Source organism: Flavobacterium shii, from assembly GCF_025847235.1.
Classification (GTDB): Bacteria; Bacteroidota; Bacteroidia; order Flavobacteriales; family Flavobacteriaceae; genus Flavobacterium; species Flavobacterium shii.
In genome coordinates, this window is record NZ_JAOZEW010000019.1 from 91,081 (window position 1) to 110,517 (window position 19,437).

Consider the following 19,437-nt stretch of genomic DNA (forward strand, 5'->3'; position numbering starts at 1 on the left):
TTTAATTCTTTAAAAGAAATATCTTTGTGTAGCTTATTAGTAACTAATTATAATTTGTATGCGAAATATTTTATCGAGTACTCTTGTGCTCATTTTTGTATTATCATTTTCATTTGCTCAAGCCCAAACCATCGAAAAGGGTTCTTATTTATCAAAAGATAATGATCAGGGATTAAAAATAAAATTGAATTTACTCGAAAACAACAAATATGAACTTGTGTTTCTTGAAGGTGATTATGAAATAAAAAATGATTCATTATTACTGAAAGGGAAAAATAGAGATGGAGTTGTTTTTGATGTTGATTATTCTTACGATGAACCTGCGAGTGCTGGTAAAATCAAGGTTAAATTTGCTGAATCATTATATTATGGTTTCTATATCGGGACTCAAAATGGGACTGATCCAGTACAGTATCAAAAATTGTCTGACATAGAAGTTGTTGGAGAACCAAGTGCAGACTCCGCTCTAAATTTTGAAATAGATCATGCTCAATTTTTATACCTTGTTTATGAAGGATATGATAGCAATACACCAAGTAAAGTATTGAAATACGCGATTCCAGAGAAAGCTACTGGAGTTGCGATAAAGTATCAGCCCTATTCTGATAATCCAGATTTAAAAGGTTTTTTTGATAAGAAAACAAATGAGTTAAAGATTTCTCAAATATCAGGTAAAAATCCATTGGCTTTTGAAAATGAAAAATTAGTTAGTAAATCTGCTAAAACAAAGTTGGTTCCTTTGGAAAATAAGAACATTACGAATTGGACTTATCCAGGGAAAGATGCAGGAGTTATAGATAATCGAGGTATTACTGTTGATGGTGTAGCACCAGAAGTTTATGATGTTGGACCAAGAGTAGATTTTAAACTTAAAGTAGAGAGTTCTTTAGCGGAAGCGATAAAAGTAACTAATAAAACAGCTGGTAAATATTTAATTGTTTATAATGATGCCAATAATAAATCGGCTCAAGCAGATTTTGATGCATTTATTAAAAGCCAGGAATTGAGTTTAGGATATAATTTCTATGATGTTTATGATCCTAAATACGATGTGTATAATTATTATTTGACGACTAAAAATGATAAAAGCTGGTTAAAGAAAAACAAAATTACCGATTCGCCAAGTATAATCATATTGGACGAAAATGATGCTATTTTGGCAACTGCAAAATCAAATTTAATTGATAAACAATATCAGTTTACGTATTATGATGCTCTTTATAATAAGCTAAAAAAGATTAGTGCTTTGAATAATTTCAGCAAAATAATTACAAATAAAAAGTCCAGTGATTCCGAATTGGTAAAAGCATTTAATACAGTTTCTATAGCTGTTGCTTCATTAGATTATGATTATATTAGTGATGAACCTAGTGAAGGAGATTTTAAATTTACTAAAGCTGCTTTGGATAAAAAACAAGTCGAACAAATCTGGGAAAAGATTGTTACAGCACATCAAAAAGATACCAAACCAAATATGATGTTGGTAGAATCAATTTTGGGTGAAATAAAAAATGCAGGATTTAGTAAATTGGTTTTTAATGAAGATAAAGTTTTGAATGATACCGATTTTAAATCGATTGATTATCTGATAAAACATTATGATGCTATTGAAGCGCTGCGTATAGATTATAATGCAGAAGATAATACACACGCAGTGACAATAGGTAACATAAGTACCGAAATCTCGAATGCTTTGCAAAACAATGATAGTAGTGTAGTAACAGGCATTGCTAATAACCCGAATGATAAAAGAAAAATTGATACGTATAATAAGTTAATTTCTATTGGTAAAGCTAATTTTGATGTTTATAGAAATTATTTCGATTATTTATCTGTATCTGCCGAAAAAGGAGATGCGAATAACACTTATTTAAAAGAATTTGATGCTTATTTTGATAAAACATTAGGAACTCAGGAGAACCCAATCCAGAGATTAGACGAATTGTTTATTGATTCGGATGGTTCTACGGCTTATTATGATTGGAAAGCGTTTAAAGAATATCATACCAATTTATGTAACGAATTGGCTTGGTTTACTGTATTACACTCTAATGATCCTGATTTTATAAAAAAAGCAATTAAGTGGTCGGAATATAGTTTGATAGTAACCAAAAATAATCCTTATTATTTAGACACCTTGGCACAGTTGTATTATAAAGATGGCCAAAAGCAGAAAGCAATTGAAACACAAACCTTGGCTGTAAAATATTTAAACGCTGATGTAGAAGAAGAAACTGCTACCGAAATTAAAGAGACGTTAATCAAAATGCAAAACGGAACGTATTAAATAAAAAATGCCTTTGAAGTCTTTTCTTCAAAGGCATTTTTTTAGTTTTTAACTTTGATCATTACTTTAATCTGGTAATTGTTTAAAGTTAGTTTCTGTTCTTTTTTATTCCCGTTTGCACTGAGATAAGTAAGCAAAATAGAATATTTTGGTGATTCTATTTTTTGAATAATCTTTTCTTTTGAACTTCCGTTCTTGTAGAAAAGAGGGTTATTATCTATGAAATTGGTGATTTTTAAGGGAATTATATCTTGATTGATGTTTAAATCCAAACCATATTCTTTCTCTACAGTATTAATAGAATAAGTTATGTTGTCGATTTTTATGCAACCGTCACATTTTAGTTTGTCATTGTTCCAGATTAAAAGAGACATATCATATCCGTGAATATCCTCAACAGATTGTGATTGATCTTGATAATAGTAATAGTAAAAACTACCATCATTTTTTTCTTTTCGGTCATATTTATTCTGGTATTGCACACCTAAGGCTTCCATGATTTGATAAGAACTTGGTGTTTTTTCTTTTTTAAGAAGATTACTTAATTTGTTCTTTGTATAGGGTACTAATACAGTTACACTATAATTATCTTTTAAAAAATCTACAATACTACTTAAATCTTGTTCCTGTTTAAAAGTCAGTTTTTCTTTTTCGATCTGTTTTATATAGGTTTCAAATCTTGAAAGTTGGCTGTTTCTAGAAACTGTATTTGCGCTTTGTGGTCCAACCAGCGAAAGCAATGCAGCAATGCACATACTAATAGGGATGAATTTTATCTTGGGTTGTTTCCAGATTAAAAAGTAACCTACTATAATGCTTAACCAGATTGCCAATAATAAAACGTAATAGCGTTCATGGGTAAAGCCATAAAGATGAACTCTGTATAAAATAGCCCAGAATAATAATCCTAAAAGTGGGATTAACAAATAATAAAACCAACGATTAAAAGTTCGTATCCAGAGATTTCCTGTCTCTTTGGCAATTGGTAAGATCAATAAAAAAGAAAGAATACCAAAAATGGCAAATACCAAAACCAAATAAGAAACCCATCCAGCAGGTAATGAAAGTTTGATTAGTATTTTGGCTTCATAACATATAAGAATCGCCAGATATAGGCTTATTAATGGTAATAAAACATATTGAGTAAAGTTTTTAAGTCCTTTTGGATAACTTAACGTGAGCGGTATTTCTTTATTGTTGGTTTCGGGAACACCAGCCAAGAAGAAAATAGTATTAAAAACGCCTGCAATAATAAAGAATAGATGGATGTAGATATTTCTATAAAACTCCACATTAAATAAATTATCTACTGCTAGAATCGCTAAGGCTAAACCTGAGTAAAGAACAACGCTGTATAAACCAGCTGTTAGAATACGCAAGAATAGTTGCTTGTTGAATTCCCAAAATTCATCTTGATGGTAAGTTTTTGGAATAAATCCGGCAAACGAAACCAATAAGTGTAAAGCAATATTGAGTACCAGAAATTGTAAGGTTTCAATATAGGTTATGCTTTTGGAAAAATTAAATACAAATGCTGTTACTATCCCTCCTAATAGTATACTTATAGAATAGCGTACCCAGTTCTTTTTTTCTGCTGCTGCAAAATATAAACTCACAGATAAAAATAACACCAAACACAAAGTGCAACACAAGAGCATTTTCTCATATATGTTTTGTGAATTATATTCCTGTTCCGAAAGTATAATTGCTACGATAGTCCCGAAAATCGTAGTTATGGTTTCCAGAGGGAATCTGGAAATGGTTTTTAATGCTGCTTGAAGTACGTTTTGTAATGAGGGAAATTTGGCCATGTTTTGGTAGGGTTTATTTTACGAAGGAAAGAAAATTGCAGGACATAGCCAAAGAAAAACCCCGAAGTATGAATGTACAAACTTCGGGGTTTAATATATAAGTAAGATTTAATTCTAAGATTCTAAAAAGAACCAAGAGTTACAATTATATTCCAAATGCAGCTTTTACCTGGTCAACAAAATCAAGTTTTTCCCAAGTAAACAATTCTACAGTAACAGTTTTCTCATTTCCGCCTGGAGCGAAAAAAGTTTTAGTTACAACTTCTGGTTTACGTCCCATGTGTCCGTAAGCAGCAGTTTCGCTATAGATAGGATTTCTTAATTTTAAACGTTGCTCGATAAAGTAAGGACGCATATCAAATAAAGCTTCTACTTTCTTAGCAATTTCTCCATTTGTTAAGTTTACTTTTGAAGTTCCGTAAGTATCAATAAAAATACCCATTGGTTTTGCAACACCAATTGCATAAGAAACTTGTACCAGGATTTCATCGGCAATTCCTGCAGCAACCAAGTTTTTAGCGATATGACGTGTAGCATAAGCAGCACTTCTATCTACTTTACTTGGATCTTTTCCAGAGAATGCACCACCACCGTGAGCACCTTTACCACCGTAAGTATCTACAATGATTTTTCTTCCTGTTAATCCAGTATCTCCGTGAGGTCCTCCAATTACGAATTTTCCTGTTGGGTTAATATGATATTGAATTTTATCGTTGAATAAGTGTGCGTGTGTTGGGTTTTTAGCGATAATTCTTGGGATAAGAATCTCGATAATATCTTTTTTGATTTTAGCAAGCATTGTAGCTTCTTCGTCAAAATCGTCGTGTTGAGTAGATATTACAATAGCATCAATACGTGTAGGCTTGTTGTCATCACTGTATTCTAATGTTACTTGAGACTTAGCATCAGGACGTAAATAAGTAATCTCCTTATTTTCGCGTCTTAAGATCGCTAATTCTTGTAATAATTTATGAGATAAATCAAGTGCCAATGGCATGTAATTTTCTGTTTCGTTAGTTGCATAACCAAACATCATACCTTGATCACCAGCTCCTTGTTCTTCAGGATTAGCTCTGTCAACTCCTTGATTAATATCTGCAGATTGTTCGTGAATAGCAGATAAAATACCACAAGAGTTTGCTTCAAACATATACTCGCTTTTTGTGTAACCAATTTTTCTGATTACCTCACGAGCAATTTGCTGAACATCTAAGTAAGTATTTGACTTAACTTCACCAGCCAATATTACTTGTCCAGTTGTTACTAAAGTTTCACATGCTACCTTAGAATCAGCATCAAATGCCAAAAAATTATCAATTAATGCGTCTGAGATTTGATCCGCAACTTTGTCCGGATGTCCTTCGCTAACAGATTCTGACGTAAATAAATAAGCCATAATATTTATTAAATTAAAAATTAAGCGAGGAAAAATAATTGCTGGAAATGCTAAAGGAGGATTCCTGCTTTAGCATTTTTTAAATACTGAAATGAAAATCTTTCAGCACCCATAATGAATGTTTTCATTATGAAGAGGTTGCAATCAGTTCAAATTTTTCCTCTGTATTCGGTTGCAAAGGTATAAAACCATTTTGAATTGCAAATTAATCTTTCGTTTTTTTAATTTAATAATGAGAAATTTAACATATTCGACTTGTCCTATAGGGTTTGGAAAATAAATCGAATTTTGTTTGGTAGACTAAAAAATAGTTTGCAAATTTGCCTCACCAAAATAAAAGAAAAATGAAATTAGCAATTAACAATATGTCTTGTATGATGTCGGAGTGTTCCGCAGAGATACTATTGTAGTTTTTTTTCAAAAATATATAAATAGAACCTCTGCAAATCGCAGGGGTTTTTTTATTTAAAAAGAAAAGCATAATTTAATGTCGTTTTTTAACCAAATAACAACTAATCAGAAAAAGAGATGAAAAAAAATGTAGTATTAGCTTTAGGTCTTTTGACATTTTCTGGCATTTATGCCCAGGAAAATAAAAAAGAGAAAGATACTTTAAAGAATAATGAATTATCAGAGGTTACGATAATTGGTTCTAGAAGTAAAAACAGAGTAAAAACCGATGTGCCAGTTCCAATTGATGTATTTAATATTTCTGAAATTACAAAGGGTTCCCCACAAACTAGTGTAACCCAGATATTAAATTATGTAGCGCCTTCTTTTACAAGTAATCCAACTTCTACTGCCGATGGAACAGATCATGTCGATCCAGCACAGTTAAGAGGATTAGGACCAGATCAGGTTTTAATACTTGTAAATGGAAAAAGAAGACATACAAGTGCTTTGGTAAATATTAATGGAGCTCCGGGTAGAGGTTCTGTTGGAACAGATTTAAATGCAATTCCATCATTTGCGATCGAAAGAATTGAGGTTTTAAGAGATGGTGCTGCAGCTCAATATGGTTCGGATGCAATTGCAGGAGTAATTAATATAGTATTGAAAAAGAATGCTAATTTCTTTTCGGGAGATGTGCAATATGGTGCAAATATGTCTTCGGGATCTAATAACTTTAAAGGAGGAACCGATGGTCAGGCTTTACAGGTGGATTTGAATTACGGAACATCTTTGGGTAAAGAAGGTAGTTTCTTGAATATTACTGGTAGTGCAGTTACAAGACAAGCAACTAGTAGAGCAGGAATTAGAAATAATGCTATTTTTAATGCTTACAATGCTGTGGAGTATAGAGCGGCTCAAAATGGTGTGAGTATTAATTCTTTGTTCAGTAATATTAATACGACTCCAAATTCATCACAGATTATTAGTTCGTTACAACAATATGCACCACAAGTTGGTTATTTTACAGCAGCACAACAAACAGCAATTTCATCGGCAACGAATATTACTCAATTACAAACTGCTTTAAATTTTGATGTAACCAATAACGAGATTAACTATAGAGGACAGGAAAGAAGCGATTATAATATGAGTGTAGGTCAATCGGAATTGGCTTCGGGACAGCTTTATTATAATGCCAAATATCCATTGACTGAAATTACATCATTATATTCTTTTGGTGGAGCTTCCTATAGAAATGGAAAATCATATGCTTTTAACAGACTTCCTAATGGATCCGGAACATTTACACAAGTATATGCAAATGGATTTTTACCAGAAATTCAGTCTGATATTTTAGATCTTTCTTCTGCAGTAGGAGTTACAACGCAATTATTTGGTTTTGATACAGACATCAGTACAAATCTTGGATCAAACTCTTTTAAATATGATGTGAACAATACTATCAATGCTACTTTGGGAACAGACTCTGCAACTAATTTTTATGCTGGTAAAGTTTCGTTTTTGCAAAGTACAACAAACTTAGATTTAAGTAAAAAGTATGATGTTCTGGAAGGATTGAACGTTGCTTTTGGTGGAGAATTTAGATATGAAAACTATCAAATAAAACAAGGAGATGTAGAATCTTATGGATTATACGATGTAAATGGAAATCTAGTGCCAGGAATTTTGCCAAGTAATTCACCATTAATTGTTACCGACTTTTTTGGTAATAAGCGTGGAGCAGGAGCACAGGGGTTCTCTGGATTCCAGCCTTCGGATGCTAAAGAAAAAGATAGAAAAAGTGGTGCTGCTTATGTCGATTTAGAATTAAATGCAACCAAAAACTGGCTTATAAATGGTGCTGTTCGTTATGAGAACTATTCAGATTTTGGAAGTACAGTTATTTTTAAACTAGCTTCTCTTTTAAAATTGAATGATTTTATAAACTGGAGAATTTCTGGACAAACAGGTTTTAGAGCGCCATCATTACAACAAAAATATTTTGAAAGTAGCTCTACACAATTTATCAATGGTTCGCCGTACCAAGTTGGTTATTTTACAAATGACTCACAAGCTGCAAAAAGTATTGGAGTTGAAAACTTGAAACCAGAGAAATCTAAAAGTATAAGTACAGGATTTACATTTAAAATTCCTGAAGCAAATATTACAATTGCAACAGATGCTTATTTTACAAGAATAAACGACAGAATTGTTTTAACAGGACAATATGCAAGACCTACAGATGCACAAATAAATGCAGCAACGTCTCCAGAACAAAAAGATGCATTAACATTGTTTCAACAAGCTTTTGATTTAAAAGGTGTTGAGAGAGCTTCTTTCTGGACAAATGGAATTAACTCTGAAACAAAAGGTATTGATGTAGTTATTTCTCAAAAATATAATGTTATTCAGGATTTTACAATCAGAAATGATTTTGCTTTAAGCTATAATACAACCAAAAGAGTTGGAGAATTAAATGTTCCTCAGTCTATTATTAATGCTGGTGGAGATCCATATGTATATTCATTTTTTCCAGAATCAAGCAGAATTTATCTGGAAGAAGCTATTCCTAAGTTGAAAGCTAATTTAATGACAACTTTCAATATTAAGAAGTTGGATATTTATTTAAGAAACAGCTACTTTGGTAAAGTTACAGATCCAGGAGCAACAGATGTAAACTTAGATGGTTTTTCTTCTGTTTACGAACATCCGGTATATAGCGCAAAAATAGTAACCGATTTATCTTTAGGATATCAGATAAATGAGCATTTAAGAGTAACGCTTGGTGTTAACAATATCGGAGATGTTTATCCAGATAGAAATAATCCGGCTACTCCGGCTTTTACAAATACAACACCAACTTTATCTCCTGCACCAAGCACAGATTTAACAAACGCAAATCAGTTTGCTTACTCTAGAGCGGTATCACAATTTGGATTAAACGGAAGATTTGGTTTTGCACGTTTAAGCTTTAAAATATAATTTAATTGCTGGGTGCCATTTTGAAATTTAAAAAAGATGCACCCAGCAATTTTGTTAAAAAACTAACCATTTAAGTAATGTAAGTACATTTAAGTAACTCTGGAAAAAGGTATATCTTCTTAAATTACTTATATGATTCAAAAAACAAGTGTTTAGGTAGCAATTATAAAGGATTATACAGTTAGAAAATCTTTTATGTGTTAAAAGTTGATTTTAAGTTTGGTGGTTAAAATAATAGTTATTATATTTACTCTATCAAATTAGTAGAACTAATAAAAAAAGATAAAACAAATTTTATAAAAATGAATACAATAGCAAATAAAATGATGATATGTTGTATGATGCGCGCCTGCATCCAAATTTGCTATTGCCAAAAGTGAAAGATTAAATCTTTGTTATAGTTAGAACTATAAGCCCTTTTGGTAGCCATCCGAAAGGGCTTTTTTTTATTCTATAACAAAAATTAAAATCATGAAAACGCAAAATAAAATTTCAAAAGAAATTCAGTCATTATTGAAAACGGATTCCAAAAGAATCTTAGAAGTAATACAAGAAGAAAGTGTTAGTACTGCCGAAATAAAAGGGAAATTATATTCCAATGAATCAAATTCATTATTGTTTCAAATGTATGCACACGAAGACGAAGATCTTTTTATATAAGTAAAAATTAATCAAGAAATATAAACCTACAATCTTTTAACTAACTAAAAAATAACAATATCATGAGCACACAAAAATTCGCAACAAACGCATTACACGCAGGACACGACGTAACTAAAAATGGTGGAACAAGAGCAGTTCCTATTTACCAAACGTCTTCTTATGTATTTAATAATTCCGATCATGCAGCCAATTTATTTGGTCTGGCCGAGGCAGGTTTTATTTACACACGATTAAATAATCCTACAAATGATGTCCTGGAGCAACGTCTGGCAGCACTGGAAGGTGGTATTGGAGCAGTTGTTACTGCATCTGGCGCTTCGGCAATTGCAACAACCTTGTTAACCTTGCTTAAAGCCGGAGATCATATTGTAGCTTCGAATAGTTTATATGGAGGAACCTATAATTTATTAAAAGTTACTTTACCAAGATTAGGAATCACAACCACATTTGTAGATCCATCAAATGCTGAAAATTTCACTAAAGCTGCTAAGGAAAATACGAGAGTATTTTTTGTAGAATCATTAGGGAATCCAAAATTAGATGTATTGGATTTGAAAGCAATTTCGGCAGAAGCCAAAGCATTCAAAGTACCATTTATAGTAGATAATACTGTTCCAACACCGTATTTACTAAACCCAATTGAGTATGGAGCAAATATTGTCATTCATTCCTTGACTAAATATATCTCTGGAAATGGGACTTCGCTAGGAGGAGCAATTATCGATGCTGGAACTTTTGACTGGGCAAACGGGAAATTCCCTGAATTTACAGAACCATCTGCAGGTTATCACGGCTTAATCTATAATGATGCATTAGGTAGTGCAGCATTTATCGCCAAAGCACGTATAGAAGGATTGCGTGATTTTGGCTCGGCATTGAGTCCGTTTAATGCTTTTCAAATCATTCAGGGATTGGAAACATTACCAATCCGTATTAAGAAACATAGTGAGAATGCATTGGCACTAGCTTCATGGTTAGAATTACAAGATGAGGTAGTTTGGGTAAATTATCCGGGTTTAAAATCGAATAAATATTATGATTTAGGGCAGAAATATTTGCCAAAAGGACAAAGCGGAATTATAACTTTTGGATTAAAAGGAGGCTTTGAAGCTGCAAAAAAAGTGGCAGATGAAACTAAATTATTCTCGCTTCTTGCTAATATCGGTGATACAAAATCATTGATTATTCATCCCGCAAGTACAACGCACCAACAACTATCAGAAGAGGAACAATTCTCGACAGGAGTTTCAAAAGATTTGATCCGACTTTCTGTTGGAATCGAAGATATAGATGATTTAATAGCCGATTTACAATCAGTATTTAAGAGTATTAAAAGTACTCAATTGGCTTAAGATTGGTTTTTTTGTTTTTTGTTAGAAAAATTGCCTTTAACCACGTGAGCACGGTTAAAGGTGATTTTCATAAAAAGTATCAAAAACAATCGCACAAAGTAAAAAATCAAAACAATATTTCTTGAGTTTACTTCGCAGCATAAGTATAAAAAAATAAACACAAATTTCGCAAACTAACTTAACCATTAAGATTTGTGTGAATTCGTGACTCGAGACTGAAAGTCGAACAGACGAAGTAAATTCGTGTTTAAATTGATTTATAATATTTGTATGTAGAATGTAATTTCTTGGATTTGTTTTAAAAAAATAAAAATTATGTCAAAGCTTAAAATAAATATCATCCTTTTTGGAATAGGAAATATTGGCAGCACTTTAATAAATCAGATAATTGAAAGTCAAACGTTTTTTAGTGAAAACAAAAGTATTGACTTGAGATTTCCAATTATAACCAATTCTACGTTAGCTTTTTTTGAAAAAGAAGGAGCCGAGAATGCTTGGGAAGCCAATTTTGTACATCTTGCAATTCCTTTTAAAGTAGAAGATATTATTGCTTTTGCAAAAGAAAATGCTTTCGAAAACCTAATAGCGGTTGATGCAACGGCAAGTGATGAATTGGTGGATCATTATATTCCGTTAATCCAAAATGGATTTAATATCGTAGCAGTAAATAAAAAAGCAAATACATTGCCAATAGATTTTTATAAGGAATTACGAGAGAATCTTAAAAAACACGATAAGGAGTTTTTATATGAAACCTCTGTAGATACTGGATTTCCAGTATTGCAAACAATTAGGGATTTGTATAACTCGGGAGAGAAAATCACGAAGATAAGAGGTGTATTCTCAGATTCATTAAGTTATGTTTTTAATCGATTTTCATCGGAAGATACTTGTTTCTCTACTATTTTAAAAGATGCCGAAAAACTTCAGTTAATAACATCAGATTATGAAGGGGATTTGTCGGGAAGTGATGCTGCAGAGAAGCTGCTTATTCTGATAAGAGAGATTGGAAAGGATTTTGAACTCTCAGACATAAAAACGACACCACTTTTAGATCATAATCAATACGAAGTTAATGCCAAATCAAAACGAGTACTCAATAAAGAGATATTGGACAGAGCTTTTAAAATCGCTAAAATAACCCAGTCTGATAATCATGTCTTACGTCATATCGGTGAGTATAATGTTTTGGAAAACAAACTAGAAGTTAAATTGGTTTCTGAATCTACTAAAACTGCAATTGGACAATTAAAAGGATCAGATACTATTTTTGAAATCTATACACAATCTTACGGAAACATTCCGATAGTTATTCAAAGTGCAGCTGCAGGAAAACAAGCTATAGCAAGAGGAGTTATAACAGATATTCTCAAGGTTGCCGAAAAGATGAAAAATAAAGAAGCTATTTGGGCTTAGAAATTTTTGAAATTGAATTTTATATTCAATTTTTTTTTGATTTAATGTGTGATGTTCTTTGAAATTTATGTTTAGTGAGGAAGTTTTAAGTAGTTGATTTTTAAAATAATAATCACTTCTGTAACATTTCGTCGTAAAAAAATAACATTTCGTCGTTTTTTTGTTTTTAAATGCAAATTTAACATGACTTTATCATTAAAAAACGGGTCATAGCTTGGATAATTCGAAAATAGGTTGCATATTTGTTAAACCAAAAAGATACCAAAAATGAATTTTAATATTTGTAAAATTAATAAGGTCATGTCGGAGAAATCCGCAGGGAAGTCTATTGCTTAAAATTATATCTATACAATAATATAGCAAAGCCTCCCAATAATCTTGGGGGGCTTTTTTTTGAACATTACAAATATTGAAATTTTTTTTAAAATGATAAATAATAATATACAAATGAATAACAACTCGAAGTTTAAGATGATGCAGAATGTCGCGCTTATTTGCGTACGCGTCTATTGATTTCCAAAAGTATAATAAGTTTAAATAACTTAACCCTTTTGGTATCATAATCCAAAAGGGTTTTTTTATGGAATCGAGATTCATTTAATAAGAACAAAACAAACACGAATAAACAATTATAAAAAACACACGTTATGAAAACACAAAGCTACTTCGCAAAAAGGTTCGGATTCTTCAAATTTTTTAGAACCAAAAAAACGATCATCATCCAAACTACAAATGAGTTGGTACATCCAAGATTTGGAATGGAAACAACAGATGAAACAACAGAAAAGAAAGTACCTAATTCTTTGCTTTTCTTGATGTATTCAAAAGAGAATGAAACATTATTTATTTAAATTAAAACCTTAAATAAAATACAAGCCAACAATAGAAATTTTCTGGATATACGTGTCCAGCGATTGTTTGTACGTGATTGTTTTGTTTGAGCTATTTTGTAAACGAACCAAAATCAAATGAATAAAAAATTTGGTCGTTTAAGAAAATAGTAGTTAATTTGTGCCATTAAGTTCAAAAACGTATTGAAATGTTATAAAGAAAGGACGAGGGATTAGACCCGATGAATCCTTAGCAACCCTTCGATAAATCGAAGAAGGTGCTGCATTCTACCACGCCCAACGTGGAAAGATAACACAAAGAATTTTTCTAGCTTCGTCCTAGTTTTTTCTTTTTAATATTTCCATGTACAAATCAAAAATTACAAAAGATTTGAAATTGGAAAATAAAACCAACCCGATTATATTAAACAATTTTGTCACCGAAAGTGGCGCTTCGTATGCTGCGATTAACCTAAGTTATGAACTTTTTGGTTTACCGTTACACACCGCGCCTATTGTTTTGGTAAATCATGCATTAACAGGAAATGCCCAGGTTACGGGCGAAAATGGTTGGTGGAATGATTTAATTGGTGATAATAAAACCATCAATACTACAAAATATACAATTCTAGCCTTTAATGTTCCAGGAAATGGACATAACGGAACCTCGATTGAAAATCATACAGATTTTACCGCCAGAGATATTGCCCGAATTTTTATAAAAGGGATTGAGTTTTTAAAGATCAATCAATTATATGCAATTATAGGCGGTTCTGTAGGTGGCGGAATTGCATGGGAAATACTAGCATTAGAGCCTAAAATCACTAAACATTTAATACCGATTGCAACCGATTGGAAAGCAACCGATTGGTTAATTGCAAACTGCTATTTGCAAGAGCTAATCCTTAATAATTCTTCGAAGCCAATAGAAGATGCGCGTGTTCATGCGATGTTATGCTATCGCTCGCCAGATTCTTTCAAAGAGAAATTTCAGCGAACCAAAAATGAAGAACTAGCTATTTTTAACGTAGAAAGCTGGTTGGGTCATCACGGAAAAAAGTTGCAAAAAAGGTATCAAATTTCATCATATAAATTAATGAATCAGTTGCTTAAAACAATTGATATTACAAGGAATACAGCCGATTTTAAAACGCTATTATCAAAAACAACTGCCGATATCCATATCATAGGAATTAATTCGGACTTGTTTTTTACAGCAAAAGAAAATCAGGAGACCTATCAGGAATTAAAAAAGTTCAAAGAAAATGTTTCTTATAATGAAATAGATTCTGTTCACGGACATGATGCTTTTTTAATCGAGTACAAACAATTAGATAAATTGCTTGCATCTATTTTTTAGAGCAACATAAAATACAAGACAAATAAAATGAAAATATTAAAATTTGGAGGTAAATCTCTATCAAACGGAGAAGGACTTAATAAAGTAGTTTCTATAATTATTGATAAAATAAACCAAGGCGAGAAAATTGCCGTAGTTGTTTCTGCCCGTGGGAACGCAACAGATGAACTAGAAGATATATTAACTATTGCCTCCAAAAATGGAAATTACAAACCATTATTGGAGAGTTTTAAAACATACCAGGTTTCTGAATATAAAGAGGTTGATTTTTCTGAAGAGTTTAATGTTCTAGATAAACTTTTTGAAGGTGTTAGTTTAATTGGTGATTATAGTAAGAAGATAAAAGATCAGATTCTTTCAAAAGGAGAGTTACTTTCGGCTAAATTATTGACTGCAATCTTAATCGAAAAGGGAGTTCCTGCAAATTTTGCCGATTCCAGAGAGCTGCTTAAAACTGATTCTAAATTTGGCGATGCACAACTTCTTGAGCAATTATCTAAGAAAAATGTAATTAACTATTTTAAGCAACATAACGGTTCTACAGTTAATGTGGTTACAGGTTTTATTGGCTCAAACAATAATAATGATACGACCACTTTAGGAAGAAACGGTAGTAATTATACTGCTTCTTTATTGGCTAATTATCTTGATGCAGAAGAGCTTCAGAATTTTACTCACGTAGATGGGATTTATACTGCAAACCCGGATTTAGTAAGAGATGCTAAAAAAATAGAATTTTTATCATTCAATGAAGCAAATGAGTTAGCCAATTTTGGAGCAACCATTTTACATGCAAAAACGATTATTCCATTAATCGAAAAAAATATTCCGCTTCGTATTTTAAATACATTCAATCACGAAAATCGCGGAACATTAATCACTTCAGATTCTGCCAAAGAAGGAATTAAAACACTTTCGGTATTAGAAAACTTATCATTGGTTAATCTAGAAGGTCGTGGATTACTTGGTAAAGCTGGTGTAGATGCCCGTATTTTTAAAGTAATGGGGGATAATGATATTAGTGTTAGTATTATCTCACAAGGTTCGTCTGAAAGAGGAATTGGGCTTGTTGTTGCTACAGATAAAGCGACAACAGCAATGATAGAATTAGAAAAAGAATTTGAAAATGACTTTTATTCTAAAGATGTTAACCAAATTACTGTTACCGATAATGTTTCGGTTATCTCTATAATCGGACAAGATTTGAGTACTTTCCACAAACCATATACTGCTTTAATCAAGAATAAAATTGTTCCGATTTTGTTTAATAATACCGTCACAGGTAAAAACGTGAGTTTGGTAGTTAAAAAATCAGAACTTCATAAAGCCTTAAATGTAATTCACGGTGAGATATTTGGAGTTTCTAAGAAAATTAATATTGCCATTTTTGGTCACGGTTTGGTTGGCGGAACTTTGATTAATCAAATTTTAGCTTCAGCAGCAAGTATCGAAAAACGTAAAGATATTAAGCTGAATGTTTTTGCAATTGCCAATTCTAAAAAGGTACTTTTAAATAAGAAAGGCGTTACTACAGATTGGAAAAAAGATATCGAAAACAATGGAGTTGCTTATACAATCAAGGATGTTATTGCTTATGCAAATGAGCATCATCTGGAGAATTTAATTGCGATTGATAATACCGCAAGTGCAGCTTTTGTTGAAAATTACATTTCATTGATAGAAAGTAGTTTTGATTTGATTTCATCTAATAAAGTGGCAAATACACTTAGTTATGGCTTTTATAAAGAACTAAGAAAAGCATTGGCAGACAATCAAAAGAACTATTTGTATGAAACCAATGTTGGAGCAGGATTGCCATTAATTGATACAATAAAATTATTACACCTTTCGGGTGAAAATATCACTAAGATAAAAGGAGTTTTCTCAGGAACGTTGAGCTATTTATTTAATAATTTCTCTGCCAAAGATGCTCCGTTTAGTCAGATTTTACAAGAAGCTATTGATAACGGATATACAGAACCAGATCCTCGTGAGGATTTATGTGGTAATGATGTTGGTAGAAAATTATTGATTTTAGCTAGAGAACTAGATTTACAAAATGAATTCGAAGAAATCTCTATTCAGAATTTAATTCCAGAGCATTTACGTGAAGGTAACGTTTCTGATTTCTTGACTAAATTAAAAGAATTTGATCCAATTTATGATAAGATAAAAAAAGAACAAAAACCAAATCACGTCTTAAGATATATTGGTGAGTTATCTGGAGATTTGCAAAATGATAAAGGAGTTCTCGAAGTGAAATTAGTTTCAGTGCCTTCAGATACAGCATTAGGCGGATTAAAAGGATCTGATTCTTTCTTCGAGATTTACACAGAATCTTACGGAGACAGACCAATCGTAATACAAGGTGCTGGTGCTGGTTCGGCAGTAACTGCGAGAGGTGTATTTGGAGATATATTGAGATTGTCTGATAAAGAATAGATATTTTAGATTTCTGAAAGCGTATTTCCCAAAGTTTATTATTTTTACTATAGAGTAATAGTACTCGAAATATTTAAGTTTAAAATTAAAAAAAATGGTACCATTTAATGAACTTATAGGTTTTATGTTAGCAGCATTTCTTCTGGTATTAACCCCGGGACCGAACATGCTTTATTTGATTTCAAGGTCTATTACCCAAGGTAAAAAGGCTGGAATAATTTCGTTAACCGGAATAGTCTTTGGGTTTTTATTTCATATTGTTTTAGTATCATTTGGAATAACGGCTCTTTTATTTGCTGTTCCTTTTGCATATCTAATTTTAAAAACGTTAGGAGTTGTCTATCTTTTGTATCTGGCTTTTCAGGCAGTTAACCCAAATGGGAAAAACATGTTTGAAGTAAATGATAAATTAACAATCGATAAACCTGGTAAGTTGTTTGGTATTGGTTTTTTAACAAGTGTTCTAAATCCTAAAATAGCAATGTTTTATTTGTCATTTTTCCCACAGTTTATAAAACCAGAACATGGCTCAATAATGATGCAAAGTTTGCAATTAGGAATTACTCAGGCAACCATAAGTTTTACTGTAAATTTTGTAATTGTATTAACAGCATCAAGAATGGCAGTATTTTTTGCAACAAAGCCTACATGGTTAAAAATTCAGAAATGGTTTATGGCTGGAGTTTTGACCTCAATGGCAATAAAAATAGCTTTTTCGAAAGCAAAATAAAATAAAAACAAAAAACATGAAAGTAACCTTAGACAGAGTAAACGATGCGTTTCATTTTAAGCTCAAAAATGAACGTGGTCATGTAGTTGATGTGGATAGCAGAGCCGAATTTGGCGGAAGCGATTTAGGTGCAAGTCCAATGGAATTAGTATTGATGGGAGTTGCAGGATGCAGCGCTATTGATATGATTTCGATTTTAAAGAAACAACGTCAGGAAATAACCTCATTTAAAGCTGAGGTTGAAGGAGAGCGTGTGCAAGTTGGAGAGGCAAAACCTTTTAAAGAAATCTTTGTGGTTTTTTATTTAGAGGGTGATATTAATCCTGAGAAAGCACAACGAGCAGCACAGCTTTCTTTTGAAAAATACTGCTCAGTTGGTAAAACTGTTGAACCAACAGCCACAATAAAATATAAAGTGGTTTTAAATAATGAAGAATTAGGAAAGTAAGCAATGAGATAATTAAATAACTCTCGGACTTTACTATTAAAATAAAAGAACTGTTTTGGTTAAGATTATATCAAATTTCTTTGCAAATCTCTGTGCTTCGTTTGAGAATATTTGCATAATAGCTCTTTAAGAATAAAATAAAAAACAAAATGAATGATCAAGAATTTGGTTTTGAAACTAAAGCCATAAGAACACAATTAGAAAGAACACAGTATTTAGAACACTCAGTGCCATTGTACTTATCGTCAAGTTTTGTATTTGAGGATGCCGAAGATATGCGTGCTTCATTTACAGAAGAGAAAGACAGAAATATTTATAGCCGTTTTAGTAATCCAAACACAACCGAATTTGTAGATAAAATTTGCAAAATGGAAGGAGCAGAAGCTGGTTATGCTTTTGCAACAGGAATGGCTGCAGTGTATTCTACTTTTGCAGCTTTATTAAATGCTGGAGATCATATTGTATCTGCTAGTAGTGTTTTTGGTTCAACTCATGCTTTGTTTGTGACTTATTTTCCAAAATGGAATATTGAAACTTCTTATTTTGATATTAATAAACCAGAAACAATTGAGAGTTTTATTAAACCGAATACAAAAATATTATATGCCGAGTCGCCTACAAATCCTGGTGTCGATGTAATTGATTTGGAATTGCTAGGAACGATTGCTAAAAAACACAATTTGATTTTAATTATTGATAACTGTTTTGCAACGCCATACATTCAGCAGCCTATAAAATACGGTGCTCATTTGGTAGTACATTCAGCTACTAAATTAGTCGATGGTCAAGGTCGTGTTTTGGGAGGGGTAACAGTTGGAAATGCGGATTTAATTAGACAAATTTACTTGTTCTCGAGAAATACAGGACCAGCTTTATCTCCATTTAATGCTTGGATTTTGTCAAAAAGTTTAGAGACATTGGCTGTACGTGTAGAGAAACATTGCGAGAATGCGCTTAAAGTTGCTGAGTTTCTAGAAGCGCACCCAAATGTGAACAGCATTAAATATCCGTTCTTAAAGTCACATCCGCAATATGAAATTGCCAAAAAACAAATGCTTTTAGGTGGCAATATTATAGCTTTTGAAATAAAAGGCGGAATAGAAGCTGGTAGAAAATTTTTGGATAAAATAAAATTATGTTCATTATCTGCTAATATTGGAGATACCAGAACAATTGTAACACATCCAGCTTCGACTACACACAGTAAATTGTCTGAAGAAGATCAATTAGCAGTTGGTATTACACAAGGTCTAGTTCGTGTTTCGGTAGGTTTAGAAACAGTAAAAGATGTAATTGCCGATTTAGAGCAAGCGCTTTCTTAGATTAT

General features: G+C 32.0%; 13 protein-coding genes and 1 riboswitch. Of the genes, 11 read left to right on the plus strand and 2 right to left on the minus strand.

The window, feature by feature from the left end:
- Window positions 1–58: 58 nt before the first annotated feature.
- Entirely contained in the window at window positions 59–2,287 is a 2,229-nt protein-coding gene (locus OIU83_RS17255; RefSeq protein ID WP_264207505.1) for a hypothetical protein, read from the plus strand.
- A 41-nt stretch (window positions 2,288–2,328) separates the two neighbouring features.
- On the opposite strand, the gene OIU83_RS17260 is transcribed toward OIU83_RS17255, so the two are convergent.
- Entirely contained in the window at window positions 2,329–4,098 is a 1,770-nt protein-coding gene (locus OIU83_RS17260; RefSeq protein WP_264207506.1) for a DUF4153 domain-containing protein, read from the minus strand.
- A 145-nt stretch (window positions 4,099–4,243) separates the two neighbouring features.
- Window positions 4,244–5,494, minus strand: coding sequence for a methionine adenosyltransferase (gene metK, locus OIU83_RS17265; RefSeq protein ID WP_264207507.1), 1,251 nt, complete (start codon window positions 5,492–5,494; stop codon window positions 4,244–4,246).
- A gap of 528 nt (window positions 5,495–6,022) precedes the next feature.
- On the opposite strand from metK, the gene OIU83_RS17270 reads away from it, so the two are divergent.
- The 10 genes from OIU83_RS17270 (at window position 6,023) to OIU83_RS17315 (ending at window position 19,432) form a co-directional block, all read left to right on the plus strand.
- Window positions 6,023–8,869, plus strand: a complete 2,847-nt coding sequence (locus tag OIU83_RS17270; RefSeq protein WP_264207508.1) for a TonB-dependent receptor plug domain-containing protein — start codon at window positions 6,023–6,025, stop codon at window positions 8,867–8,869.
- Window positions 8,870–9,340: 471 nt separating this feature from the next.
- Complete coding sequence (locus OIU83_RS17275) at window positions 9,341–9,529, plus strand: hypothetical protein (RefSeq protein WP_264207509.1); 189 nt, start codon at window positions 9,341–9,343, stop codon at window positions 9,527–9,529.
- 62 nt (window positions 9,530–9,591) lie between these two features.
- Window positions 9,592–10,884 carry an O-acetylhomoserine aminocarboxypropyltransferase/cysteine synthase family protein gene (locus tag OIU83_RS17280; RefSeq protein WP_264207510.1) on the plus strand — a complete coding sequence of 431 codons (1,293 nt, stop codon included), beginning with the start codon at window positions 9,592–9,594 and terminating at the stop codon, window positions 10,882–10,884.
- Between the two features lie 315 nt (window positions 10,885–11,199).
- Window positions 11,200–12,300 carry a homoserine dehydrogenase family protein gene (locus OIU83_RS17285; protein WP_264207511.1) on the plus strand — a complete coding sequence of 367 codons (1,101 nt, stop codon included), beginning with the start codon at window positions 11,200–11,202 and terminating at the stop codon, window positions 12,298–12,300.
- 647 nt (window positions 12,301–12,947) lie between these two features.
- Window positions 12,948–13,151, plus strand: coding sequence for a hypothetical protein (locus OIU83_RS17290; RefSeq protein ID WP_264207512.1), 204 nt, complete (start codon window positions 12,948–12,950; stop codon window positions 13,149–13,151).
- A 188-nt stretch (window positions 13,152–13,339) separates the two neighbouring features.
- Window positions 13,340–13,447: riboswitch (SAM riboswitch) on the plus strand.
- Window positions 13,448–13,527: 80 nt separating this feature from the next.
- Window positions 13,528–14,490, plus strand: a complete 963-nt coding sequence (locus tag OIU83_RS17295) for an alpha/beta fold hydrolase (protein ID WP_264207513.1) — start codon at window positions 13,528–13,530, stop codon at window positions 14,488–14,490.
- 27 nt (window positions 14,491–14,517) lie between these two features.
- Window positions 14,518–16,932: a bifunctional aspartate kinase/homoserine dehydrogenase I gene (thrA, locus tag OIU83_RS17300; RefSeq protein ID WP_264207514.1), complete on the plus strand. Its 2,415-nt coding sequence runs from the start codon at window positions 14,518–14,520 to the stop codon at window positions 16,930–16,932.
- Between the two features lie 94 nt (window positions 16,933–17,026).
- Window positions 17,027–17,662, plus strand: coding sequence for a LysE family translocator (locus tag OIU83_RS17305; RefSeq protein WP_264207515.1), 636 nt, complete (start codon window positions 17,027–17,029; stop codon window positions 17,660–17,662).
- 16 nt (window positions 17,663–17,678) lie between these two features.
- The gene (locus tag OIU83_RS17310; protein ID WP_264207516.1) at window positions 17,679–18,110 is read left to right on the plus strand and encodes an OsmC family protein; all 432 of its coding nucleotides are present in this window, start codon (window positions 17,679–17,681) and stop codon (window positions 18,108–18,110) included.
- A gap of 149 nt (window positions 18,111–18,259) precedes the next feature.
- On the plus strand, window positions 18,260–19,432 hold the full coding sequence (locus OIU83_RS17315) for a trans-sulfuration enzyme family protein (protein ID WP_264207517.1): 1,173 nt from the start codon (window positions 18,260–18,262) through the stop codon (window positions 19,430–19,432).
- Window positions 19,433–19,437: the final 5 nt, after the last annotated feature.